The 22,665-nt window shown below is 65.2% G+C and carries 19 protein-coding genes, 2 tRNA genes and 1 other RNA gene; 16 read left to right on the top strand and 6 right to left on the bottom strand.

Features of this window, described 5'->3' with window-relative positions:
• Window positions 1-24: 24 nt before the first annotated feature.
• On the bottom strand, window positions 25-624 hold the full coding sequence (locus EV641_RS04310; RefSeq protein WP_132470908.1) for a PPA1309 family protein: 600 nt from the start codon (window positions 622-624) through the stop codon (window positions 25-27).
• A gap of 164 nt (window positions 625-788) precedes the next feature.
• Here EV641_RS04310 and EV641_RS04305 point away from each other — a divergent pair, with 164 nt between their 5' ends.
• Entirely contained in the window at window positions 789-3,800 is a 3,012-nt protein-coding gene (locus tag EV641_RS04305) for a UPF0182 family protein (RefSeq protein ID WP_199233136.1), read from the top strand.
• Window positions 3,801-3,898: 98 nt separating this feature from the next.
• Here the strand turns inward: EV641_RS04305 and EV641_RS04300 are convergent, their stop codons facing one another.
• Complete coding sequence (locus tag EV641_RS04300; RefSeq protein WP_054716038.1) at window positions 3,899-4,423, bottom strand: transglycosylase family protein; 525 nt, start codon at window positions 4,421-4,423, stop codon at window positions 3,899-3,901.
• Between the two features lie 425 nt (window positions 4,424-4,848).
• Between EV641_RS04300 and EV641_RS04295 the strand changes: the two genes are divergently transcribed.
• Window positions 4,849-4,925, top strand: a tRNA-Met gene (locus EV641_RS04295).
• On the opposite strand, the gene EV641_RS04290 is transcribed toward EV641_RS04295, so the two are convergent.
• The 4 genes from EV641_RS04290 to hisN form a co-directional block, all read right to left on the bottom strand.
• Entirely contained in the window at window positions 4,920-6,563 is a 1,644-nt protein-coding gene (locus EV641_RS04290) for an acyl-CoA synthetase (RefSeq protein WP_206752018.1), read from the bottom strand. The two genes, EV641_RS04295 and EV641_RS04290, sit on opposite strands and share 6 nt — an antisense overlap.
• Window positions 6,564-6,852: 289 nt before the next feature.
• Window positions 6,853-8,064 carry an acyl-CoA dehydrogenase family protein gene (locus EV641_RS04285; protein WP_132470906.1) on the bottom strand — a complete coding sequence of 404 codons (1,212 nt, stop codon included), beginning with the start codon at window positions 8,062-8,064 and terminating at the stop codon, window positions 6,853-6,855.
• A 29-nt stretch (window positions 8,065-8,093) separates the two neighbouring features.
• A complete protein-coding gene (locus EV641_RS04280; RefSeq protein ID WP_132470905.1) occupies window positions 8,094-9,485 on the bottom strand; it encodes an acyl-CoA dehydrogenase family protein in 1,392 nt (463 codons plus the stop codon).
• A 147-nt stretch (window positions 9,486-9,632) separates the two neighbouring features.
• Window positions 9,633-10,421: a histidinol-phosphatase gene (gene hisN / locus EV641_RS04275; RefSeq protein WP_132470904.1), complete on the bottom strand. Its 789-nt coding sequence runs from the start codon at window positions 10,419-10,421 to the stop codon at window positions 9,633-9,635.
• A 39-nt stretch (window positions 10,422-10,460) separates the two neighbouring features.
• Here hisN and prfB point away from each other — a divergent pair, with 39 nt between their 5' ends.
• The 14 genes from prfB (at window position 10,461) to EV641_RS04200 (ending at window position 22,583) form a co-directional block, all read left to right on the top strand.
• Window positions 10,461-11,579 carry a peptide chain release factor 2 gene (gene prfB, locus EV641_RS04270; RefSeq protein WP_132470903.1) on the top strand — a complete coding sequence of 373 codons (1,119 nt, stop codon included), beginning with the start codon at window positions 10,461-10,463 and terminating at the stop codon, window positions 11,577-11,579.
• 93 nt (window positions 11,580-11,672) lie between these two features.
• Window positions 11,673-12,524: a mechanosensitive ion channel family protein gene (locus EV641_RS04265; RefSeq protein ID WP_199233135.1), complete on the top strand. Its 852-nt coding sequence runs from the start codon at window positions 11,673-11,675 to the stop codon at window positions 12,522-12,524.
• Entirely contained in the window at window positions 12,521-12,955 is a 435-nt protein-coding gene (locus EV641_RS04260) for a hypothetical protein (protein ID WP_054717550.1), read from the top strand. Before EV641_RS04265 ends, EV641_RS04260 begins: the two co-directional genes overlap by 4 nt.
• Before the next feature lie 31 nt (window positions 12,956-12,986).
• Window positions 12,987-13,676, top strand: coding sequence for a cell division ATP-binding protein FtsE (gene ftsE, locus EV641_RS04255; protein ID WP_054717546.1), 690 nt, complete (start codon window positions 12,987-12,989; stop codon window positions 13,674-13,676).
• A gap of 56 nt (window positions 13,677-13,732) precedes the next feature.
• Window positions 13,733-14,638, top strand: coding sequence for a permease-like cell division protein FtsX (gene ftsX / locus EV641_RS04250; protein WP_054717544.1), 906 nt, complete (start codon window positions 13,733-13,735; stop codon window positions 14,636-14,638).
• A 68-nt stretch (window positions 14,639-14,706) separates the two neighbouring features.
• Window positions 14,707-15,180 (top strand): SsrA-binding protein SmpB, encoded by a 474-nt coding sequence (gene smpB / locus EV641_RS04245; RefSeq protein ID WP_054717540.1) that lies wholly within the window; start codon window positions 14,707-14,709, stop codon window positions 15,178-15,180.
• Between the two features lie 8 nt (window positions 15,181-15,188).
• Entirely contained in the window at window positions 15,189-16,031 is an 843-nt protein-coding gene (locus EV641_RS04240; RefSeq protein ID WP_132470901.1) for an EamA family transporter, read from the top strand.
• A 123-nt stretch (window positions 16,032-16,154) separates the two neighbouring features.
• Window positions 16,155-16,525, top strand: a transfer-messenger RNA (tmRNA) gene (ssrA, locus tag EV641_RS04235).
• Between the two features lie 527 nt (window positions 16,526-17,052).
• Window positions 17,053-18,681 (top strand): phosphoglucomutase (alpha-D-glucose-1,6-bisphosphate-dependent), encoded by a 1,629-nt coding sequence (pgm, locus tag EV641_RS04225; RefSeq protein ID WP_132470899.1) that lies wholly within the window; start codon window positions 17,053-17,055, stop codon window positions 18,679-18,681.
• A 63-nt stretch (window positions 18,682-18,744) separates the two neighbouring features.
• Window positions 18,745-19,980, top strand: coding sequence for an MFS transporter (locus tag EV641_RS04220; RefSeq protein ID WP_132470898.1), 1,236 nt, complete (start codon window positions 18,745-18,747; stop codon window positions 19,978-19,980).
• 25 nt (window positions 19,981-20,005) lie between these two features.
• A complete protein-coding gene (locus EV641_RS04215; protein WP_054717723.1) occupies window positions 20,006-20,536 on the top strand; it encodes a MauE/DoxX family redox-associated membrane protein in 531 nt (176 codons plus the stop codon).
• Window positions 20,533-21,282 (top strand): DsbA family protein, encoded by a 750-nt coding sequence (locus EV641_RS04210; RefSeq protein ID WP_132470897.1) that lies wholly within the window; start codon window positions 20,533-20,535, stop codon window positions 21,280-21,282. Before EV641_RS04215 ends, EV641_RS04210 begins: the two co-directional genes overlap by 4 nt.
• A 129-nt stretch (window positions 21,283-21,411) precedes the next feature.
• Window positions 21,412-21,484 (top strand) — tRNA-Ala (locus EV641_RS04205).
• A 145-nt stretch (window positions 21,485-21,629) separates the two neighbouring features.
• Window positions 21,630-22,583 carry a LysR family transcriptional regulator gene (locus EV641_RS04200; RefSeq protein ID WP_054717720.1) on the top strand — a complete coding sequence of 318 codons (954 nt, stop codon included), beginning with the start codon at window positions 21,630-21,632 and terminating at the stop codon, window positions 22,581-22,583.
• Window positions 22,584-22,665: the final 82 nt, after the last annotated feature.

Here is a 22,665-nt window from a genome sequence, read left to right as displayed (position 1 = left end):
GGGACGGCCTGGGTGGAGCTCCGCTCAGTCGTCTTCCGCGGCCTCGAGCGTCGCATAGAGCGCTTCGATGACATTCGGAGCGAGATCGTCGGCCGTGCGCAGTTCGGCGCCCGCGAACGGATCGTCGTCGGTGGGGCGAAGCTCGAGCAGGCTCATGGCCGGGCCGTCGCGCAGCACCGCGGTGATCAGGCGCGCCTCGCGGCGGTCGGGGTGCGTGCGCGCGGCGCCGAGTGCCGCATCGTCGGCTGCATGCCTGTCGGCGAGCCGGGGGACGAGTGCTTCGTCCAGGTCGGTTTCCGCGCTCGGAGGAAGCACGACGATCTCCTGCACGAGCGCACAACCGGACACCGAGGCCGGCCAGCTGGTGGTCGCGAGGAACTCGTCCAGCGCTGGACTTCCCCCCTCGATGTCGTCGGGCAGTAGATCCTGGACGATCGGCGTGTAGTCGTGGCCGTCGTCGAGTTGGTCGCTGAGGTTCGGTTCCGCGGCTGCGAGCAGCGCGGTGGGGACCAGGGCGAACATCACCGGAGGTCGGTCCCAGCCCTCCGCATCGACGAAATCGATGATCTCGTGGACGGCATGCGAGAGTGCATCGGGAGAAGGAACAGGAAGGTGATCGTTCACATGCCTATCCTGACATTCGAACGACCGGGATGTGTCCACCGGAGCGGGGGGTGCACCCACGACACGCGGTTTCCGTAGAGTAGGGCGAAACGGTCACCGGGTTGTGACACGAGGTGGAGACGGCGCGGATCCCCGCGTCGCCGTACGAATTGGGAGCGTGGCACGTGGGCATGAGGCCCCCGACCGGAGTACCGAGTCTGACGAAGCGGAGCAAGGCTCTGCTGATTCTCGCCTTGGTGGTGGCCGTGTTGCTGCTACTCGGCCCGAGAATCCTGGATACCTATACGAACTGGCTGTGGTTCGGGTCAGTCGATTTCCGTGGCGTATACGTCACAGTTCTCTTGACACGATTGGCGTTGTTCCTCGTCGTCGGCATCCTGGTGGCGGCGGTGCTGTGGCTTGCGCTGTTCCTCGCCTACAGGTCCCGCCCGGTGTTCGTGCCCACAGCCGGGCCCGGCGACCCGATCGCGCGGTATCGCACTACGGTCATGACGCGGATGCGGGCCTTCGGATTCGGAATCCCGATCGGTATCGGCGTATTGTCCGGGCTCATCGCCCAGTCGAGCTGGGTGACGGTCCAGATGTTCTTCAACGGGGGATCGTTCGGAACCACCGACCCACAGTTCGGGTTGGACGTCGGGTTCTACGCGTTCGACCTGCCGTTCTTCCGTTTCGTCCTCAACTGGCTGTTCGTCGCGATCATCCTGGCCTTCTTCGCGAGCCTGGTCACGCACTACATCTTCGGCGGAATCCGCCTCGCAGGCCGGGGTGGAAGCGGTGGCCACATCTCCAACGCGGCGCGTATCCAGCTGGCCGTCCTTGCAGGCCTGTTCGTCGCGTTCAAGGCGGTGGCCTACTGGCTCGACCGGTACGAACTGTTGTGGAGCGGCCGGAAGGAACCCACGTTCAGCGGCGCGGGCTTCACCGATATCAATGCGGTTCTGCCCGGCAAGCTGATCCTGATGGCGATCGCCATCATCTGTGCGATTGCGTTCTTCGCGGCGATCGTGTTCCGCGATCTGCGGATACCTGCCCTCGCGACAGCGTTGCTGGTCCTCTCGTCGATTCTCGTCGGTGCGATCTACCCGCTCATGGTCGAGCAGTTCTCGGTCCGGCCTAACGCCGCCGAAAAGGAACGCGAGTACATCGAACGGAACATCGAGGCCACGCGTGAGGCATATGGAATCACCGACGACAAGGTCACGTACGAGGACTATCCCGGGGTCGGCACCGTCTCTCCCGAGGATGTTCCGGCAGACATCACGACGATCGCGAACACCCGTCTCCTCGATCCGAACGTGCTGCCGCGTACCTTCACGCAGCAGACTCAGCTCAAGAACTTCTACGGCTATCCCGAATCGCTGGACATCGACCGCTACGAGGTCGACGGCCGTGTGGAGGACTACATCGTCGCCGCTCGTGAATTGTCACCCACGAGCCTGACCGGCAACCAGACCGACTGGATCAACCGCCACACGGTGTACACCCACGGCAACGGTCTCGTCGCGGCTCCCGCGAACCGGGTGAATGCCGCCGCGAGTACCTCCGCGGAAGAAGCCGCGAACAGCAACAGCGGGTACCCGGTCTACATGATCAGCGACCTCGCGTCGCAGGCGGCCGGTAACCAGGTCATCCCCGTCGAGCAGCCGCGCATCTACTTCGGTGAAGTGATCGCCGAGGCCGATCCCGATTACGCGATCGTCGGTGGCAGGGAGGGCACAGCACCCCGTGAGTACGACACCGACACCGAGACCTACACCTATACAGGTGCGGGTGGCGTCGATATCGGCAACTGGATCAACCGCTTCGCGTTCGCCGCGACATACGCCGAGCGCAACATTCTGTTCTCCAGTGCGATCGGTAGCGACTCGAAGATCCTGTACAACCGAGACCCGCGCGACCGCGTGACCAAGGTTGCACCGTGGCTCACTGCCGACGGTGATGCCTACCCGGCAGCGGTCGACGGCCGCATCGTGTGGATCGTCGACGCGTACACCACGCTCGACAACTACCCGTACGCCCAGCGCAGCTCGCTCGAGGGTCTCCTCGAGGACAGCATCGACCAGACCACCGGACGTCTGCTGCCTCGCAAGGAGGTCTCGTACATCCGTAACTCGGTGAAGGCGACCGTCGACGCGTACGACGGCACTGTCACGCTCTACCAGGTCGACGAGCAGGATCCCGTCCTCAACGCGTGGATGGGGGTCTTCCCGGACGCCGTGACGGCAGAGGATCAGATCTCCGACGAACTTCGCTCGCATTTCCGCTACCCCGAGGATCTGTTCAAGGTTCAACGGGAGATGCTCGCGAAGTACCACGTCGACGAGCCGCTGGAGTTCTTCACCAACAACGCGTTCTGGTCGGTTCCGGCGGACCCGACGGTGGACACCACCGCCAATCAGCCGCCGTACTACCTGTTGATGGGCGACGAGGAGACCGCCGACGCCAGATTCCGGCTGACGTCCGCGATGGTGGGCTACAACCGCCAGTTCCTGTCCGCGTACATCTCGGTGGAGGCAGACCCGGAGAACTACGGACAATTCACGATCCTGCAATTGCCGACCGACACTCAGACCTTCGGTCCGGAGCAGACACAGAACGCGATGATCTCCGACACCCGTGTCGCATCCGAGCGGACTCTGCTCGAGAGATCCAACCGGATCCAGTACGGCAACCTGCTCACGTTGCCGATCGCCGAGGGTGGCATCCTGTATGTCCAGCCGATGTACACAGAGCGAAATCCGACGGCGGGCAGTACATCGACGTTCCCGCAGCTCTCGCGTGTGTTGGTCAGCTACCGTGAGCCGGGCTCGGGAGGTGGTGTGCGGATCGGTTACGCACCGACCCTGGCTGCAGCCTTGGACCAGGTGTTCGGGCAGGGTGTCGGCGATGCCGCGACGGCACCGGGCGGTTCGGCGGTGTCGAGTGCGGAGATCGAGGACGATACCCGCAGCGAGACGGTCGAAGGTGCGGTGCCTGACGATGGTCAGCAACCGGAGCCCGGAACACCTCCGGTGGCGGTTCCACCCGCCAGCCGTGAGTCCGCGGTGACCGAGCTCGACTCGGCACTCGACGAGCTTGCCAACGCGCAGCGCAGTGGTGACTTCGATGCGTACGGCAATGCACTCGCGCGGGTGCAGCGCGCGGTCGAGAGTTACCAGTCGAGTGGTGGCTGATCATCTGCTGTGACAGACGGTGGCACAGCGCCACATGACGAGATGACGAGGCCCCGCCCCCGATCGGGGGCGGGGCCTCGTCATCTCTCGGAGCAGGATCAGAGTCCGGCGACACTGACGAGCTGCGAGAACTGTGCATCGAAACCGTGTTGAGCTGCGAGGTCGGATGCGGCGTCGAAGACCTGCCGGGCTTCGGCGGGAAGGGCCGGAACCTCCACGATCGGAGCATCGGGGACGACCGGAACGGCGGGTGCCTCCGGTGCCGGGGCGGCTTCTGCCGGTGCGGACTCGGTGGTCAGGTACTGGCCGCACACGGGCCACGCGCCGGGACCCTGGGTCTGCAGCGTGTTCTCTGCGACCCGGATCTGCTCTTCCTTCGATGCGTTGGCGGGGCTGCCGGAGCCGCCGTTGGCTTCCCAGGTGCTCTGGGAGAACTGCAGGCCGCCGTAGTAGCCGTTGCCGGTGTTGATTCCCCAGTTGCCGCCGCTTTCGCACTGTGCGACACCGTCCCAGTTGTGGGAAGCAGCGGAGGCGGTGCCGGCGGCGAGGCCGAGCGGGACGGCGACGAGTGCGCCGGTCACGACGACGGTACGGAGGGCGTGCTTGGTGAACGGTGTGGTCATGCTGGGTGGTCCTCTCGCGCTCGCAGCAACGACGGTCCATCGACGACATGTGGTGTCGGGATGGGCAGTGCGTGCCTCTGCCCCTCCGAAGGTCTTCGTAGGCACCGGATTCCGCGGGGCAGACTCGGCGGCGGCGGTCCGGTGGTGGTCCGGTGAATTCGAACCGGGACCGACCGTACAAGGAGAGTGGGGTAGGCGTCATTCTGCAAAGTTCAACTACCAATGCCCAGAATGTGAGATTCCGAAATGGGTTTCCGCAGGTCACCTGCAGGAATCGCCTCCTCGTCACAAACTTGTTATTCATTCGTTATGTGTCGGGGATCATGACCGAAAAGTGTCCCAGGTCACCGGATGCTGCCTCAAAACAGCGGCAGCCCAGACGATTTGCTTTTCGTTTCCCCGTTCGTGTAACTTTGTTCTTGCAACGCGGGGTGGAGCAGCTCGGTAGCTCGCTGGGCTCATAACCCAGAGGTCGCAGGTTCAAATCCTGTCCCCGCTACCAATGCGAAGGCCGGTCTTCCGAATGAGAAGACCGGCCTTCGCTTTTCGTTGTTCTAATCCTCGTCGGGGGCGAGACCGGGTCCAGCTCCTCGAGCACACGCCGGAGCAGCTTGCCGGTCGCGTTGCGGGGAAGTTCCTCGAGGAACACCACCTCGCGCGGAACTTTGTAGCGGGCGAGGTTGGACTTGACGAACGCCTTGATCTCGCCGGGAGTGGAGGTGGTGCCTGGAGCCGACACCACGAACGCCCGCAGCCTATGACCGAAAGCGGGATCCGGGATACCGACTACCGCAACGTCGAATACATCGTCTCGCTCGGCGAGGAGATTCTCGACCTCCAGTGGATACACGTTCTCGCCGCCGGAGATGATCATGTCGTCGTCGCGGCCGTCGACGAACAGATAGCCCTGCTCGTCCCAGTGCCCGACGTCACCGGTCGACAGAAGCCCGCCGATACGTTCTTTGTCGTGACCGTCGGTATAGCCGGCGAAACTCAGCCCGCTCTTGACGAAGATCCTGCCGACCTCGCCCGGTGCGGTGATCCGCCGGTCGTCGTCGTCGAACAGTTCGACGTGGCAGGTCACCGGTGCCCGACCCGCGGTGCCGGCCGCGCGCTGGATGTCCTCGGGCGTTGCGACGGTCGCCACCGCGCATTCGGTGGAGCCGTACAGGTTGTGGAGGACAGGGCCGAACGATTCCTGGGTGCGACGGCAGACGTCGGGGGACAGCGCCGAGCCGGCCGAGAAGATGATCTTCAGACTCGACGTGTCGAACTGGGCGATCGTCGCCGCGCCGAGCTCGAGGATCCGTTGAAGCATCGTGGGCACTACCACCAGGACGTTCGCACGGTGATCCTCGATCGCACGCAGAGCATCGATGGGGGAGAATCGGCGCACCATCACTACGGTCTGCCCGAGTGCGAGAGCGAGTGCCAACTGCGAGACCCCGGTTCCGTGGAACGCCGGGGCCGCCATCACCATCGTCTGGCCCTCGCGCAAGGGCACGCGATCGAGGAACTGCGCCGACGCGAAGGGCGAGGTCCGGCCCCGTGGGGCGCCTTTGGGCGTGCCGGTCGTGCCACTCGTGAGTAGGACGAAGCCGCCGAAGTTCTCCGGTGCGGGGACTGCGGATCGATCGAGTCCTGCGACTACCGTGTCGAGTGTCGGTACGGCGAGAGCCGGATCGTCCTGCCACGACAGGTATCTGCGGACATTCCCACGGAGTGTCGCGGTGACGTCCGCGAATTCCGAATCGAAGACCAAGGTCGAGATGTTTTCGCGGGTGGCCACATCGACGAGCTGTCGCGACGCGAACCCGGTGTTCATCAGGACCAGACGGGATCCCAGTTTCGCGGCGGCCAGCATTGTCAGCACGAGGCCTCGGTGGTTGCGCGCCATCACGCCCACAACGGATTCGGCAGTGACCCCGGCAGCACTCCATGCTCGTACGAGCGCGTTCGACGATGCGTCGAGTTCGGCGTAGGTCACGTCGCCGCGTTCGTCGGAGATGGCCACAGCATCGAGACCGCGGACAGCGTGGGCATGGACCGCGCCGGCGAACGGTCCGTACTTGCGGGTGGCGGCCAAGGTCGCCAGGCTCCGATCGACGCGTGGGAAGTGCAGCAGGCCGGAGCGCAGCATGACCGCCACTGCACCGAGTGTGTCGGTGATCTGCCGCGTGCTCGCTCGCCCGCCGGTGATCCGTTCCAGGATGTCCAGGTCGAGCAATGGGCCCCCTCCGTTGCTGTGCACTCGACCACACAGTAGCGGCGAGGTGGTGTCCGGAGGGGTGTTTGCCCGAAGTGGGTCCTTGCCGGTTCGGATCCAATTCGGTGAAGCCCGGCCGGATTCGGCGAAGCCCCCGCCGCACTTGGGTGTGGCGGGGGCTTCGTTCCTCCCCGATGGGCCTCCGAACCGTACTTCGGTACGGTTACTTCAGTTCGGAGGACGATTTGCCGAGCACGCGGCGGGCCACGATCAGCTGCTGGATCTGCTGTGTGCCCTCGAAGATGTCGAGAATCTTCGAATCACGAGCCCACTTCTCGAGCAGCGGACGCTCCGAGTAACCGTAGGTGCCCGCGAGCTCGACGGCCTTGAGTGACACTGCGGTACCGGTGCGACCGGCCTTTGCCTTGGAGATCGACGCTTCGAGCGAATTGGGCTTCTTGTTGTCGGCCATCCACGTCGCTCGCAGCGCGAGCAGGTAGGCGGATTCCCAATCTGCCTCGAGTGCAAGGAATTCGGCGGCGGCCGCATGCTGGTTGTTGGCCGGAACGTCGTAGCTGACCTCGACGCCTGCCTCGGACAGGATGCCGCGCAGTTCTTCGAGCACGGCGCGACCGAGGCCGATCGCCATGCCGGCGACGATCGGGCGGGTGTTGTCGAAGGTCTGCATGACCCCCGCGAACCCCTGCTCGACGTTGACCTCGGGCGAGCCGAGGATGTTGTCCTTGGGGATGCGGCAGTCCTGCAGCAGCAGCACCGCGGTGTCGGATGCCTTGATGCCGAGCTTGTGCTCGAGCCGGGCGACGCTCAGTCCGGGGGCGTCGCGCGGGACGACGAACGACTTGATCGCAGCGCGGCCCTTCGACTTGTCCACCGATGCCCACACGACGACGTGCGACGAACGCTCGCCGGAGGTGACGAAGATCTTCTCGCCGTTGAGGACCCACTCGTCGCCGTCGAGAACGGCGGTGGTGGTGACGGCGGCCGAATCGGAACCGAAGCTGGGTTCGGTGATCGCCATCGAGGCCCACACCTTGCCGAACCGTTCTAGCTGCTCGTCGGTCGCGACCGCGGCGATGGCCGAGTTGCCGAGTCCCTGGTACGGGATAGACAGAGTCAATCCGACGTCGCCCCAGCAGGTTTCGATGACGTTGAGGAGGCCGGCCATGTTGCCGCCGTTGGCGTTGCTGCCGTCGGAGTCCTTGGTCTTGCCTTCGCGGCCGAGCGTCGCGCCTGCCGCGCCCTGGCCGGAATCGTTGAGCGCTTCGACCATGGCCGCCATCGTGTCGAGCTCGACGGGGTACTCATGTTCCGCGAGATCGTACTTGCGGGAGACTGGTCGGAAGATCTGGGCGGCGACCTGGTGGGCCTGGTTCGCGGAAGCCTTGAGCTTCTTGGGAAGTTCGAGATTGATCATCACAGGTTCCTTGTGTGTGTCCGGGCCGCTCAGACGAGGACGACGCCCTCGGCCACGCCGATGGCGCGCAGGTCGCGGTACCAACGCTCGACGGGGTGTTCCTTGGTGAAGCCGTGGCCACCGAGCAGCTGGACGCCGTCGAGACCGATCTGCATTCCCTTGTCCGTCGCGAGCTTGCGGGCGAGCGCGGCTTCGCGGGCGAACGAAAGACCCTGCTCGGCGCGCGCAGCACCGCGGAGGGTGACGAGGCGGAGGCCGTCGAGCTCGATCTTGATGTTCGCGACCATGAACGCAACCGCTTGACGATGGCTGATCGGCTCACCGAATGCCTCGCGCTCGTTCACGTACGGCACGACGTAGTCGAGCACGGCCTGGCCGGTTCCGACGGCGAGCGACGCCCAGCCGAGGCGTGACAACCGCACCGCGTCGGCGTACTGCGCTGTGCGGACGTCCGGGTTGTCGTCGCCGAGCAGCGCCGACTGCGGCACTGCCACGTCGTCGAGCAGGAGGCGGCCGAGGCCGGCGGCTCGCAGACCCATGCTGGGATCGGCTTCGATGACGACGCCCTTGCTCTTCGCTTCGACGATGAAGAAGGACGGCTTGCCGTCGAGTTCCGCTGCCACGATGAACAGTTCGGCGCTACCGGCAGCAGGGACAAGGGCCTTGACTCCGTTGAGTCGATATCCGCTCGGGGATCGTACGGCCTTCGTGTGGAGCGCGAACGGATCGAACAGTGCGCGGGGCTCGGCGATGACGACGGATGCCTGCGGAACATCTTCGCCGGCGAACGCGGGCAGATAGGTCTTCTGTTGCTCGTCGGTACCCCACTCGGTCAGGGCCACGGCGACGCCGCTCGGCGCGAGGATCGGCAACGCCAGACCCATGTCGCCGTGCGCGAGGGCCTCGGCGACGAGACTGTTGGTGACGACTCCGCGCTCGGTGGCTGCACCGTCGAATGCTTCGGGCACGTTGACGAGGGTGATGCCGAGTTCTGCGGCGCGTGCGAGCAGGTCGGCGGGGGCCGATGCAGCCTCGTCGGCGTCGTGCGCGGCCGGACGCAGGATCTCGGCGGCGAAGTCGCGCACCGTCTCCGTGATCATCTGCTGGTCGTCGGTGGGAGTGAGGTCGAAGTAGTCGGCGTTCTTCGCGGTGGCGAGACGCTCGGGCCCATTGCCGCCGGAGACCTTCTTGAAAGTGCGAGTCGCGGCGCCGAGGGTCTTGAAGCCGGTCTTGGTGGACTCGTACGTCACTCGGTCGATCGCCTGGCGGAAGTTGTAGCGGTCGGCGAGTTCGGAGCCGGTGATCCGCGTGAGCACGCGCATCGCTGCTCCCATCGCGTCCCGCTTGATCGGGTTGAGGCCGACGGCGGACGTGTCGCGGGGGGTGTTCCGGGCCACACTGTCTTGCTTGCTCATGATCACCAGAAGTTTCTTGTATCGGAGCGGACCAGATCTACCTTACTCCGGAGTAAGGTCAGTGTCTACTTCCAAGTAAGTTCCAGGCGAACGGGTGTGACAACAGTGCCCGCGCCGCAGGTGAACCGCGGCGCGGGCACTGTCGGGTGAGCGTCAGGAGTTCAGTCGGGTGAGGACCTCGTCGTGGAACGCGCCGTTCGTCGCGACAGCACTTCCGCCATGCGGTCCTGCCGTGCCGTCGAGATTCGTGAACACACCGCCCGCTTCGCGGACGAGCACGTCGAGCGCTGCCAGATCCCACAGCGACACCTCGGGTTCGAGCGCGATCTCGAGCGCGCCCTCCGCCAGGAGGCAGTAGGAGAAGAAGTCGCCGTACGCGCGCACGCGCCACACTTCGTCCGTCAGGTCGACGAACCGGTTGCGGATGTTGCGGTCGTTCCAGCCCGACAGACTCGAAAAACTCAGCGACGCCGACCCCAGCGAACGCACGTCGGACACCCTGATCAGGCGCGGCTCGCTGCCGTCGTGCGACGTCCACGCGCCGAAGCCCGCACAGGCCCACCACCGGCGGTTCAGTGCAGGGGCGCTGACCACGCCCACGACCGGTACTCCGTCGACGAGAAGTGAGATGAGGCTCGCCCACACGGGCACACCCCGCACGAAATTCTTGGTGCCGTCGATCGGATCGACCACCCACTGGCGTCCTTCGAACACCGGATCGCCACCGAATTCCTCACCCAGGATCGCGTCGCCGGGTCGTTCGGAGGCGAATGTGCTCCGGATCAAACGTTCCACCGCGAGATCGGCGTCGGACACCGGTGTCAGGTCGGGTTTGTCATCGACTCTCAGGTCCAGCGCGCCGAAACGATCGCGGGTGAGCGCGTCGGCGGCGTCGGCGAGACGCAGAGCGAGGTCGAGATCGGCGGTGTAGTCGGTGGCCATGCGTCAGACGCTAGCGCCTAGCCGGTAGCCTAGAGAATCGTGCATCCCGATGTTTCCGCAGACCTGGCCGAGCTCGCAACGACCCTCCGGACGGTGGAGTCGGTTCTCGATGTGGAAGAGCTGCGTCGCCGTATCGACGAGCTCGAACATCAGGCGGCCGACCCCGACCTGTGGAACGACCAGGAGCATGCCCAGCAGGTCACCAGTCAGCTATCCCACGCGCAGAGCGAACTGCGCCGTGTCGAAGAGTTGCGGCAGCGTCTCGAGGACCTGCCCGTGCTGTACGAGCTCGCCGAGGGTGAGGAGGGCGACGCCAGGACCTCCGCGCTGGCCGACGCCGACTCCGAGCGCGAGACCCTGCGCACCGATATCGAGGCGATGGAAGTGCGGACGCTGTTGTCGGGTGAGTACGACCAGCGTGACGCCCTCGTCAACATCCGTGCCGGTGCCGGGGGCATCGACGCCGCGGACTGGGCAGAGATGCTCATGCGCATGTACATCCGCTGGGCCGACAAGCACGGCTACGGCGTCGAGGTCTACGACACCTCTTACGCCGAAGAAGCCGGCATCAAGTCGGCGACCTTCGCGATCAAGGCGCCCTACACCTACGGAACCCTCTCGGTCGAGATGGGCACGCATCGACTCGTCCGGATCAGCCCGTTCGACAACCAGGGCCGACGCCAGACCTCGTTCGCCGAGGTCGAGGTGTTGCCGGTGGTCGAGACCACCGACCACATCGATATCGACGAGAACGACGTCCGCGTCGACGTCTACCGGTCGTCCGGCCCGGGCGGTCAGTCGGTCAACACCACCGATTCCGCGGTACGCCTGACGCACGTTCCCACCGGCATCGTCGTCACCTGTCAGAACGAGAAGTCGCAGCTGCAGAACAAGGTTTCGGCCATGCGTGTCCTCCAGGCGAAACTCCTCGAGCGCAAGCGCCAGGAAGAGCGCGCCGAGATGGATGCGCTCAAGGGCGACGGCGGCAGCTCCTGGGGCAACCAGATGCGCTCCTACGTGCTGCACCCCTACCAGATGGTCAAAGACCTGCGTACCGAGTTCGAGGTCAACAATCCGTCCACCGTGCTCGACGGCGACATCGACGGATTCCTGGAAGCCGGCATCCGGTGGCGGATGGGCGAAGAGCAGAAGGCGTGATCTGGTAGACCCTGCACGCATATAGGTTCCCGGCACGGTTCCACCTGCGGGAGAGGAGGAGCCCTGTTTCCCACCGATGTTCTGCTCGACTGGTTGTCCTCCAGTGGGCTGCTGATCACCCTGACAGTGCTGGGGGCCGTGATCATCGCGCGGTTCGTGACCTGGGTGGGCGGTCGGGTCACCCGGCGTATCGACAACCGCTACCAGCAGTCCGACGACCTGGTGCGCTCGGAGGCGACCAAGCATCGGCATTCGGTGGCGCAGGTTGTCACATGGATCGGGATCGCCTTCGTCTACATCATCGCGACGCTCAAGATCTTCGACTATCTCAGCTTGCCGATCGGCTCTCTCGTGGCACCGGCAACCGTCCTGGGTGCTGCGCTCGGCTTCGGCGCACAGCGCGTGGTCCAGGACATCCTCGCCGGCTTCTTCATCATCACCGAACGCCAGTACGGCTTCGGCGACACGGTGCAGATCTCGGTGACGGGGTCGTCGGAGGACGCTGTGGGGACAGTCGAAGACGTCACGCTCCGTGTGACGCAGGTACGCAGCGCGGCAGGTGAAGTGATCACGGTGCCGAACGGCCAGATCAACAAGGCCATCAACCTGTCGAAGGACTGGGCCCGTGCCGTGATCGACGTGCCGATTCCGGTCACAGCCGACATCACCGCGGTCAACGAGATTCTCCGAGATGTCGGCGTCGCCGCTTACAACGAGCCGCGTGTGCGTGAACTGCTGCTCGATGAGCCGACCGTCATGGGTGTCGAGAGCCTCGAGGTCGACCAGGTCAGCATGCGCATCGTGGCGCGAACCCTGCCGGGGAAGCAGTTCCAGGTCGGCCGCTTGCTTCGTGCCCGTATCGCGGGCGCCCTGCGTGCCAAGGGGATCACGGTGAGCCCGCAGCTCGACACCGCGAGCGTGGTCGAACGGTCGGAGGAGCCATGACCGATGAGCAGCACCGTCGCAGGGTTCGGATCCCGAGTCACCTGCTCCATGGACGCGTACGCACCAGCACCCTTGCGCTGTGCACTCTCTGGCTCGCTTTGTGGGGGGCGTACCTCACCCTCAGTCAGGACGACTCGACCGCGGGCTCGCCCGCGGGTGCCGTCATGATCTCCGAGACGCCCTACGTGCCGTATGTGCCGCCCGCGCAGACCACCGAGCAGTCGTATCCGACCACCACGACCGAGATCACGCCGACCGAAACGCCGTCCGTCACGACGACACCGCGCGACACGCCCGCTCCGACGACCGATACCGAGCAACCCACCGTCACCACGACCGACTCGAATCCTTTCCGATTGCCGCAGATCCCGGGACTCCCGGGATTCGATGGGGAATCGGGCACGGAGCAGACCGGCGAACCGGGACAGTAGATCACTTTCGGGTAACGGCTAGCATGGCGTCGTGATCCGCCTGGAAAATGTGTCCAAGTCCTACAAGACGTCGACCCGGCCTGCGCTGGACGGTGTGTCCGTCGAGGTGGGCAAAGGCGAGTTCGTCTTCCTCATCGGACCGTCCGGTTCCGGCAAGTCGACGTTCATGCGGCTCCTGTTGCGCGAGGACACGCCCACCAGCGGTGAGATCCACGTCGCGGATTTTCACGTCAACAAGCTTTCGGCGCGACGGGTACCGAAACTGCGCCAGAATCTCGGCTGCGTGTTCCAGGATTTCCGTCTGTTGCAGCGCAAGACCGTGGCGGAGAACATCTCCTTCGCGCTCGAGGTGATCGGTAAGCCCCGTTCCGTGATCGAACGGACCGTGCCCGAGGTCCTCGAACTCGTCGGATTGTCGGGCAAGGCGGGGCGCCTGCCCACCGAACTGTCGGGTGGCGAGCAGCAGCGTGTCGCGATCGCGCGGGCGTTCGTGAACCGTCCGTTGGTGCTGCTGGCGGACGAGCCCACCGGCAATCTCGACCCCGAGACCAGCCAGGACATCATGCTGCTTCTCGAACGGATCAACCGCACGGGCACCACGGTGCTCATGGCCACGCACGATCACCACATCGTGGACGCAATGCGGCGCCGCGTGGTCGAACTCGACCTGGGCCGGGTGATCCGCGACGAAGCCCGTGGTGTGTACGGCGTGGGTCGCTGACCCGGTCGCCCGTTCCGAGACCAGTCCATCCGGCAACCGAAGGACCTTGACTCCCCATGCGCGCCAGCTTCCTGTTCAGCGAGGTCACCACCGGCCTGCGCCGAAACCTCACCATGACCGTTGCGATGATCCTCACCACCGCGATCTCGCTTGCTCTGTTCGGCGCGGGTCTGCTTGTCGTCCAGATGGCAGACAAGACGCAGAAGATCTTCCTCGATCGTGTGGAGATCCAGGTGTTCCTCACCGAGGACATCTCGTCGCTCGACCCGGAGTGTGAGCAGGAGCTCTGCAGCACCCTGCGCACCGACCTCGAGAACACCGAGGACGTGGTGTCCGTGCAGTACCTCAGCCGCGACGACGCCGTGGCAGACGCGACCGAGCGTGTCTTCGCGGACCAGCCCGAGTTGGCCGAACTGGTCAGCCCTGAGAGCTTCCCGGCATCGTTCAAGGTGAAGATGTCGGATCCGTCGAGCTTCGCGATCATCCAGACCGATTTCGCCGAGCGGCCCGGTGTGGACAGCATCCTCAACCAGCAGGATCTGGTCGAGCGCCTGTTCGGTGTGCTCGGCGGCATCCGCAACGCGGCGTTCGCGATCGCGACCATCCAGGCCGTCGCGGCGATTCTGCTCATCGCCAACACCGTGCAGATCGCTGCGTTCACTCGCCGCACCGAGGTCGGTATCATGCGGCTCGTGGGCGCCACCCGCTGGTACACCCAGCTCCCGTTCCTTCTCGAAGCCGTCGTTGCCGCGATCGTCGGTGCAGCCCTCGCCATCGGTGGGTTGTTCGCTGCCAAGTCCCTGTTCGTCGACGACATGCTCGCCGAGGTCTACGGCGCGAACATCGTCGCGAGAATCACCGACAGCGACATCCTGCTGGTCGCGCCGTTCCTGGTGCTCGTCGGCGTAGGCATGGCGGCAATCACTGCGTACGCGACACTTCGCCTGTACGTGCGTGAATAACGATTTGTGCGGGTTCCTATGCTGGACTGTGTTGTTCTTCGACCGATCTGAACCTGAAAGGCCTGCACGTGAAGGAAAAGGGCCGGAAGGTCATCGCCACGAACCGTAAGGCGCGGCACAATTACGCCATCCTCGACACCTACGAGGCGGGTATCGCCCTTGTCGGTACCGAGGTGAAGGCCCTACGGGAAGGTAAGGCGTCACTCGTCGACGCGTTCGCGACGGTCGACGACGGAGAGGTCTGGCTGCGCGGGTTGCACATCCCGGAGTACGGGCACGGCACCTGGACCAACCATGCCCCGCGTCGAACCCGCAAGCTGCTGCTGCACCGACGCGAGATCGATGCGCTGGTCGGCAAGACCCGCGAGGGCAACCAGACCTTGGTCCCGTTGTCGATGTACTTCTCCGACGGCAAGGTCAAGGTCGAGTTGGCGCTCGCCAGGGGCAAGCAGGACTACGACAAGCGGCAGGATCTCGCCCGACGCACCGCCGAACGTGAGGTGACCCGCGAGCTCGGCAGGCGCGTGAAGGGAATGCGCTGACCGCGGTACTGCTGGCCCTCGTGGCCGCAGTCGGCTACGGCGTCAGTGATTTTCTCGGCGGTGTGGCTTCGCGACGTGCCACGGCGCTGTCGTTCGTCGTGGCGTCCTATCCGCTGTCACTCCTGATCGCCCTGGTGATTGCGCCCTTCGCGGGTGGTGAGGTCACCGCTGTGTCCGTCGGATGGGGCGCGGCGTCCGGCCTGTTCGGCGGATTTGCGGTCTGGTGGTTCTATCGTGCCCTGGCATCCGGCCCGATGTCGGTGGTGTCGCCGGTGACCGCGTTGCTCGTGGCCGGCATCCCCGCTCTCGCGGGCCTCGGCGCGGGGGAAAGGCCGGGGCTGCTCGCGGTCGCCGGAATCGTCGTCGCACTCGCGGCGGTCGTGCTCGTCAGCCGGGAGTCGCGGGAGACCGTCGGTGGCGACGACCACCCGACCTTCACCCTTCGTGTCGCGGGGCTCACCATTGCAGGCGGTGTCGCGTTCGCGCTCACGTTCATCTCGCTCGACCAGATTCCCGAGGGGACGGGTCTGTGGCCACTGGTGATCCAGCGCCTGTCGGCGAGTGCGGTCGTGTGGGTGGCGGCCGTGGCCGTGCGGCAGTTCTGCGGTCCGCCGCGGATGCTGTATCCGCATGTCGTGGCCGTCGCGTTGCTCGACGTGGTGTCCAACGCCGCGATGATGTTCGCATTCCAGGGTGGGATGCTCTCACTGGTCAGCGTCGTCGGGGCTCTCTATCCCGCGGCCACGGTACTGCTCGCGCTCGTCGTGCTGGGGGAGCGGCTCGGCCGCGGCCAGTACGCCGGCATGGTGCTCGCGCTTGCGTCGGTCGTGTTGATCACCGTCGCGACCTGAGCTACCCCACCGGGCCGTCGGGGCATTGTGAGCGGCGTCATCCGGACAATCCTGGAAAAGGGAATGACATCGGGTGCACGTGACGTTAATGTAGGTAGTCCTGCGAACGTCGCAGGCGCGTACGGGGCTGAACGGTTTCGACTACGTACGTTGAGTCAAGGGAAGCGTGTCGGTGCAGGCAAGAGACCACCGTAAGCGTCGCTGCAACCAATTAAGCGCCGATTCCAATCAGCGCGACTACGCTCTCGCTGCCTAAGTAGCGAAGCGTGTCTGTCAGTCCGATCTCGCCCTCGGGTCGGGTACTGGCATCAGCTAGAGGGCTTTACCTACCGGCTCGGTCACGGAGTCGGATGGGACACCCAACAGTGACTGGGATCGTCATCACGGCTTGTTCGCGAGACCGGGAGATCCAAGTAGAGACATAGCGGACTGCACACGGAGAAGCCTTGGCAAGGCGGCGGAGGACCCGGGTTCGATTCCCGGCAGCTCCACCGAAACCCCGGGTGAGAGACCAGATCAGGTCTTTCACCCGGGGTATTTTCATGTGTTCGCGAGGTCGCCGGGTATGGAACGCGGTGGTTGTTGTCCGAGGTGCCGCCGGTGCGAGCGCCGGAACTGTCGTGGTCGAGTCGGGCGCGAGGGATGTGGTGGTCGGCGCAGGCGTGGTGGTGCGAGAGGTGGCTGTCGTGCGAGGGGCTGTCGTGGTGGGCGCCGATTCGGACGTCGTTGTCACTGCGGCCGTGACAGGGCCCTGTTCGTCGGAGGTTCCGCCGGTCAGGGCTGCGACACCGAACTTCCGATGGGACGGGTGTGTTCGGTCCACTGCTGCCCGTCCCAGTATCGTTCGATACGCGGATCGAAATAGGGGTCGGGATGCCGGCCGGCGGGTCGTGCGACTACCTTCACCGCCTCCGGACGGCGAGCCGACCCAGGGTTCCGACGCGAACGACTCAGGATGGCCGCGCGTACGCGCCCTCCCGCGGGCAAGATGGTCACCACACGCGTTCGACGAGGAGGACCCATGGCGCATGAACGAGCGGGGCAACCGGCAGCACCCGAGGATCTGGTCGACCTTGCGCATCTGGTGACTGCCTACTACACAATTCGGCCGGATCCTGAGAACCCGCTTCAGCAGGTGGCGTTCGGCACTTCGGGGCACCGTGGGTCGAGTCTCGACGCGGCCTTCAACGAGCAGCACATTCTCGCCACCACCCAGGCCATCGTCGAATACCGCGCAGCGCAGGGCACGACCGGACCGCTGTTCCTGGGTCGCGACACACACGCGCTGTCCGAGCCCGCCTGGACGACCGCGCTCGAGGTCTTGATTGCCAACGACGTCGCGGTGGTGATCGATTCGCGCGATCGGTTCACACCGACCCCCGCGATCAGCCATTCGATCCTGCGTCACAATGCCGGCGACGGTGCGTCAGCGGACGGCATCGTCGTGACGCCGTCGCACAACCCGCCCCGCGACGGGGGCTTCAAATACAATCCGCCGCACGGTGGACCCGCCGACACCGACGCCACCTCCGTCATCGCGGCCCGCGCCAACGAACTCCTCACCGCGGGCCTTGCGGGCGTCAAGCGCGTACCAGCGGTCGACGCGCGGGCAGCGGCCGGTCGCTACGACTTCCTCGGCACCTACATCGACGACCTCCCGAACATCGTGGATTTCGACGTGATCCGGGCTGCGGGCCTGCGCATCGGCGCCGATCCGCTCGGCGGCGCGTCCGTCGACTACTGGGGTGAGATCGCCGACCGGCACCGCCTCGACCTCACCGTCGTGAACCCGCTCGTCGACGCCACCTGGCGATTCATGACACTCGACACCGACGGGAAGATCCGGATGGATTGCTCGTCACCCGATGCGATGGCGTCGCTCATCGGCGCCCGCGACAAGTACGACCTTGCGACCGGCAACGACGCGGACTCGGACCGTCACGGCATCGTCACCCCGGACGGCGGCCTGCTCAATCCCAACCACTACCTCGCGGTGGCCATCGACTATCTCTTCCGGAACCGGCCGGGCTGGTCCGAGGGGAGCAAGGTCGGTAAGACACTTGTGAGTTCGTCGATGATCGATCGCGTCGCTGCCGGACTGGGACGTGACCTGCTCGAAGTACCGGTGGGCTTCAAGTCGTTCGTGCCGGGCCTGCTCGACGGCAGTCTCGGATTCGGGGGGGAGGAGAGCGCGGGTGCTTCCTTCCTGCGTCGTGACGGGGCGGTGTGGTCCACCGACAAGGACGGCATCGTGCTCGCGTTGCTGGCCGCCGAGATCACCGCGGTGACCGGTGCGACGCCCTCTCGGCGTTACGCCGAACTCGCGGGCCGGTACGGGGATCCGGCCTATGCGCGGGTCGATGCGCCGGCCACGCGAGAACAGAAGGCGATTCTCGCAAAGCTGTCGCCCGAGCAGGTGAGCGCCACCGAACTTGCAGGCGAGAAGATCACCGCGACACTCACCGAGGCACCCGGCAACGGCGCGGCGATCGGTGGGTTGAAGGTGACGACCGAGAACGCGTGGTTTGCGGCGCGTCCGTCCGGCACCGAAGACGTGTACAAGATCTACGCAGAATCGTTCAACGGCGCCGAGCATCTCGCGCAGGTGCAGGACGCGGCGCGCGCACTGGTGTCGTCGGTGTTGGGCTGACCGCGAGGCGCACCTCGGGCTCGAACCGATCGCGGTCGTGCGCATCGCTAACATTGCCGCATCATGCGTACACGTGGCGTGGCTCTGCCGCGCGAAATCTGGGTACTCGTTGCGGCGAGCTTCGTCATCGCCCTTGGCTTCGGTCTCGTCGCTCCCGCGTTGCCGCAGTTCGCGCGGAGCTTCGACGTGGGTATCACCGCAGCCACGGTCGTCATCTCGGCGTTCGCGTTCATGCGACTCGCGTTCGCTCCGGCCAGCGGACTGCTCGTCCAGAAACTCGGCGAGCGGCCGATCTACATCACCGGCGTCCTCATCGTCGCCGTGTCGACGGGTGCGGTTGCCTTCGCGCAGACCTACTGGCAGCTCCTGGTCTTCCGAGGACTCGGCGGCATCGGCTCGACGATGTTCACCGTGGCTGCGCTGGGGCTGCTCGTGCGCATCGCGCCACCCGATGCGCGCGGCCGCGTGTCCGCGCTCTATGCGACGAGTTTCCTGCTCGGCAACATCACCGGGCCGCTGCTCGGGGGAGCCCTTGTCGGGCTCGGCCTGCGTGCTCCGTTCCTCATTTATGCGGTCGCGCTGCTCGTGGCGGCCTCCGTGGTCGGGATCAGCCTGCGCAAGTCGCATCTGGCGCAACCGGCCTCGGGCGACAGCGCTCCGGTGATGCGGCTGAGCACCGCGCTCCGGTCGTCGACGTACCGCGCGGCGCTCACTTCCAACTTCGCCAACGGCTGGGTGGTGTTCGGTGTCCGCGTCGCGATGGTCCCACTGTTCGTCGTCGAGGCCCTGAACCAGAGCGAAGGGATCGCGGGTGTCGCACTGACCGCGTTCGCGGTGGGCAACGCGCTCGTGCTGGTCAAGTCCGGCGCGTGGTCCGACCGATACGGGCGGCGCCCGTTCGTCCTCGCCGGACTCGTCGTCTGCGGTGTGAGCACTGTCGTGATGGGCCTGTCCTCAGACCTCTCGGTGTTTCTGATCACGTCCGCCGTGGCCGGCGTGGGATCCGGTCTGATCAACCCGTCGCAGCAGGCCGCGATCGCCGACGTGGTGGGCAGCAAGGCACGCGGTGGGCCGGTGCTCGCCACATTCCAGATGACCTCGGACATCGGTGCAGTGATCGGACCGATTGCCGCGGGGATGATCGCCGAGCGGTGGTCCTATTCGGTGGCGTTCGGTGTGACCGGGGTGATCATGCTGGCGGCGGTGATTCCGTGGGCCCTGGCGCGGGCTCCGCGTCACGACGGACCGGCCACCGAGCCGGTCGTCGAGAAGCCTGTGACCGGCGATACGGATCGCTGACCGGTAGGTCTGTAGTGTCGTCCCCGTGTGGATTCGCATCGTCTCCGCAGCGGCGCGGCTCGGTCTCGCTGCGGTATGGCTGATCTCCGGGTGGATCAAGTTCTCCGATCCGACGCAGACCGTCGTGGCGGTGCGTGCCTACCAACTTCTTCCCACCGACCTGGTGAGACCTGTGGCCGCGGTGCTTCCGATGGTCGAAATCGTCCTCGGGCTCCTGCTGCTGGTGGGCCTCGCGGTGCGGCCGGCGGCGGTGCTGTCCGGGGTGACGCTTGCTGTGCTCATCGGCGCGATCGTGTCGGCCTGGAGCCGGGGACTGTCCATCGACTGCGGATGCTTCGGGGGTGGCGGCGTGGCGGAAGGGATCGACGGCGGCGACTATGCCCGCGAGATCGCCCGTGACGTCGGCTTCCTCGCCCTGTCTGTGTGGCTGACAGTGTTTCCGCGCACGCCTCTCGCGCTCGGTCCGCGTTCCCGGGCGGCTCTCAGGACGAACTCAGACCCCGGTGGCAGAGTGAAGCCGGACAATTCACCGATCAACGAAGGACAGCATTCGTGAGTGCGAAGAAGGTCAAGCCGGTCAAATACTCGCCGGAGCCGACGTCGAACACCTCCACCTACATCCTCGGTGGCATCGCGGTCGTGATCGTTGCGGTGCTCGTCATCGGCGGAGTGCTGTGGCAGTCGGGAAGCACCGATTCCCGCAATGACGGATACGGAAGTGTCAGCAACGCTGCCGTCGAAGTCACCCTCGACGAGGACGGCACGATCCTGCTCGGCCTCCCGGACGCCGCTACCACCGTCGACGTCTTCGAAGATCCGATGTGCCCGTACTGCGCCGAGCTCGAGCACAAGCACGGGCAGGAACTGGCACAGGCGATCGACGACGGCACGGTCGCGGTGCGGTACCACATCCTCGCATTCCTCGATCGGTTGTCGAGCAGTGGCGACTACTCGACGCGAGCTGTCGCGGCGAACCAGTGTGTTGCCGAAACCGGCGACGCGATTGCGTTCTCTGCCTTCCATGCCGCGGTCTTCTCACCTGACAATCAGCCGGCAGAGGGCGGCGACGGCGATCACAGCAACGAGCAGCTCGCACAGATTGCCCGGGACGCGGGAGCATCCGACGACGCGGTGTCGTGCATCGCTGACGGCGCCCGCGTCGAGCAGGCCGCGACGTCCGCGGAAGCGGGGCGCCAGCTCCTCGCCACCACAGGTGCAGCGGGCACTCCCGCCGTCATCCAGAACGGAACCGTCATCGACGCGCTCGGCAACGACAACTGGGTGTCAGAGCTCGCAGGCTGACCTGTCTGGGGCGGTGGCCGGCGCTCATGCCCGTCACCGCCCTGACCAGGCGATTTGTTGGCTCAGAGCCGGATGGTGTAGTTTTTCTTTCAGCGCGAGGGGCCACCCGGACGCTGAGAACGAGAATATGGGGCTATGGCGCAGCTGGTAGCGCACCACACTGGCAGTGTGGGGGTCAGGGGTTCGAGTCCCCTTAGCTCCACAGAAAGAAGCCCGCTCCGACCGAGTCGGAGCGGGTTTGTTTTCGGTGGGGCCGGTCTTGAGCCGGTCGTCGCTGACGCGCCCATAGACGGCACACCGGTCATCCGCAGCGTCGGCGAGGTGTACAGGTGCGATAGGTTTTTGCTATGGCACGGGACGTCGCGGGAACGGTGCGGGGAATCACCCTTCAGCAGTTGCGGTACTTCGTGGAGGTGGCTGCCGAAGGATCCATCAGTGCCGCGGCGGACCTGCTTTATGTCGCGCAACCGACCATGTCGGCCGCGCTGAAGGACCTCGAAAGTCGCGTGGGACGTACGCTCTTCGTTCGCTCGACCCGTGGGGTGAGGCTCACCGAAGACGGGGCGGAATTTCTCGGCTACGCGCGCCAGGTGGTTGAGCAATCGGAACTTCTGGAACAGCGGTATCTTGGCCGCGGGCCCTCGCGCCGGCTCCTGGCCGTATCAACTCAGCACTACTCATTCGTCGTAGACGCCTTCGCCCGCATGGTGAAAGCGTCCGAGGCTGCGGAGTACGCGTTCAGTCTTCGAGAGACCCGCACGTGGGACATCATCGAGGATGTTCGCACGCTGCGAAGTGAGCTCGGTGTGCTCTATCGCAACGAGTTCAACGCAAACGTGATCAACAAGCTGATTCGCGAAGCAGGGCTGGTCTTCACGCCGCTGTTTCTGGCCTCGCCGCATATCTTCATCGCCCGCACGAACCCCCTTGCAGGGCGAAAGAGTGTGACGCTGAGGGATCTTGAAGATTTTCCCCGGCTTACGTTCGACCAGGGTGTGAACAACTCCTTCTACCTCGCTGAAGAGATCCTCTCCACCCGTTCATCGAAGCAAGACATTCGGGTGAGCGATCGAGCGACCATCTTCAACCTCATGATCGGTCTGGGTGGGTACACCATCTCCACCGGCATCGTCTCGGACGATCTCGATCCGTCTATCGTCGCTGTTCCTCTCGACGTGGACGATCGCATCGAGATCGGTTGGATCGGTCATGCCTCGGTGTCTCTGACCGGCCAGGCCCAGCGATTCGTGGCGGAGATGCGCGACGTTGTTTCGGGGTTCGGAGTTGATCTACTGGCATAGGGATTGACTATATCCAGCTATCGCAAAAAGTAATTAGGCTATGGCGTCGGGTCTACTTACACTGACTTCCACGCCACTTCGG

Source organism: Rhodococcus sp. SMB37 (genome assembly GCF_004345605.1).
Lineage (GTDB): Bacteria > Actinomycetota > Actinomycetes > Mycobacteriales > Mycobacteriaceae > Rhodococcus.
The sequence above is the reverse complement of the archived record's forward strand: the minus strand, read 5'-3'. Positions and strand labels throughout refer to the sequence as shown.

What these genes read in the sequence shown, in the direction of transcription:
- EV641_RS04300 (WP_054716038.1), bottom strand. Translation starts at nt 4,423, where the DNA reads ATGACCACACCGTTCACCAAGCACGCCCTCCGTACCGTCGTCGTGACC.
- EV641_RS04290 (WP_206752018.1), bottom strand. Translation starts at nt 6,563, where the DNA reads ATGCTGCGCTCCGGCCTGCTGCACTTCCCACGCGTCGATCGGAGCCTG.
- EV641_RS04285 (WP_132470906.1), bottom strand. Translation starts at nt 8,064, where the DNA reads ATGATCAATCTCGAACTTCCCAAGAAGCTCAAGGCTTCCGCGAACCAG.
- hisN (WP_132470904.1), bottom strand. Translation starts at nt 10,421, where the DNA reads ATGGCCACCGACTACACCGCCGATCTCGACCTCGCTCTGCGTCTCGCC.
- EV641_RS04260 (WP_054717550.1), top strand. Translation starts at nt 12,521, where the DNA reads ATGACCGATGAGCAGCACCGTCGCAGGGTTCGGATCCCGAGTCACCTG.
- ftsX (WP_054717544.1), top strand. Translation starts at nt 13,733, where the DNA reads ATGCGCGCCAGCTTCCTGTTCAGCGAGGTCACCACCGGCCTGCGCCGA.
- pgm (WP_132470899.1), top strand. Translation starts at nt 17,053, where the DNA reads ATGGCGCATGAACGAGCGGGGCAACCGGCAGCACCCGAGGATCTGGTC.
- EV641_RS04220 (WP_132470898.1), top strand. Translation starts at nt 18,745, where the DNA reads ATGCGTACACGTGGCGTGGCTCTGCCGCGCGAAATCTGGGTACTCGTT.
- EV641_RS04200 (WP_054717720.1), top strand. Translation starts at nt 21,630, where the DNA reads ATGGCACGGGACGTCGCGGGAACGGTGCGGGGAATCACCCTTCAGCAG.